The organism is Anoxybacillus sp. MB8, assembly GCF_011006755.1.
In the GTDB taxonomy this organism is placed as follows: Bacteria; Bacillota; Bacilli; order Bacillales; family Anoxybacillaceae; genus Anoxybacillus; species Anoxybacillus gonensis.
In genome coordinates, this window is the sequence record NZ_RXXX01000092.1 from 1 (window position 1) to 1,603 (window position 1,603).

Consider the following 1,603-nt stretch of genomic DNA (forward strand, 5'->3'; position numbering starts at 1 on the left):
GGTAGCGTCAAAAAATCTATGAAAAGTCATCACGGGCTACCTTTTGAAGGGAAATAAAGGGGATGGTGGAATCGGATTCGCCCTTGACCAACACTCGCCAAAGGAGAAAAACGGTCAGTAAGGGCAAGGGCAGAAAAGAAGGGCATAGGAAAGCAGCCCTTGCCCTATCCTGATTTTACCTTTGGCGAGGTTCGGATGGTCAAGGGTACGCTCCGCCGAATCCGTCCTTAGGATGCAGCTTGTTGGGTCAACATCTCTTGAGCCATGACAATGAGCCTTGCCCAACGTGCCGGCATATGCGGAAGGCTCTCTAATGCTGGGATGACGACCGGTACCCGTTTTTCTAACGCGCTATGCGGACGCAAGAAGTTGAAATACGCCACAAAGAGTGTGACAAAGGAAACCGAGCCTTCTTCTGCGCCAAATCCATGAGTGGGTCGGTAGTTGCCTTTAAACGTTCGGTTGAATCGTTCAATGATCTGTTTAAGTGGTCGATATTCCTCGGACACAGGATCCTCATTTGTCAGCCCGATGACTTGGCGGACATCGAAAGAAATCCCTTGTTGGGCGAAAAAGTGCTGCGCCAACAAGTAGATCGGGTTGCCGTCGACGACAAAAGACAAATCTTCAGGAATGGACGGCAGTTTCTTGAGAACATCATCGATCGCACGGATGGCAGAGAGTGTATCCCGATGCGGAGAGACCCGATAAGACAGCACGACCTTTTTCACGGCATCAAACATAAAAAACAAATAATGCCAGCTTCCTTTGACGCGAATATACGTCTCGTCGCCGCAAAAAGAACCAGACAGTTCGTAAGGAAAGTGATCGATGAAAGGTTTGACGATCAGCGCAACACTGTTGGCATAGTTGATGACGGTCTGATGAGAAATCGACAACCCATGAATGTCTTTCATGATCCTCGCTGTTTTCCGCGCGGAGAGCCCATAGTTGACGTGATACGTCAAGATGAGTCCGAGTGTATGCGAAGACACGGAAAGACGCGACAAATCCACCTTCGATTGTATCGGTGACGACGGTGCCAACGGCTGAAAATCAAAGAGAAACTCACGGAAAATGTATCGAACTTTAAAGGCATGCGGCGCATGTTGAAACTGTTCTTTTTCCTGAGGTGTCATCTGTCGCAAGTTTGCTTGGTAAAACGAACAATCATCATTCTTACATTTGTGGATGTGATAATCTTTACGCTCTTTAATTTTTTCAAGGGTCTTTAAACAATGTGGGCACCGAAAAATCACTTGTTTGGCAAAACGGCTGCGATGGTTGAAACGGCAACGACACACTTTGCATTGGTACTGACCTTTGCCTCCGTTGTTGGCGTACACATAGCCAGACGGTGCTTGGCACTGTGGACACGTCAATGTATCTGGCACTGTTGTTTTCGTGTTTGCGTGCCTCTTGATCGGTTTCAACGGTTTTCCGTGTTGTTGTTCGTATTCGACAAGAAGCTGACGATAGTCTAAACGCGGAAGCGTTTCGATGACAGGAAGCTCATCGACTTGGAGTTTCTGATACGATTGATTCACCGGTTCTTCGTCATCCCAGTCTGTGAGGGACTTTCCAAAAAGTACACCTAGTAAAT

At 47.6% G+C, this 1,603-nt stretch carries 1 protein-coding gene; it reads right to left on the reverse strand.

Annotated elements, in window-relative coordinates; translation table 11 throughout:
* Positions 1-227: 227 nt before the first annotated feature.
* A partial coding sequence (locus tag EKC99_RS15245) for a DDE-type integrase/transposase/recombinase (RefSeq protein WP_240468905.1) occupies positions 228-1,603 on the reverse strand: 1,376 nt, incomplete at its 5' end.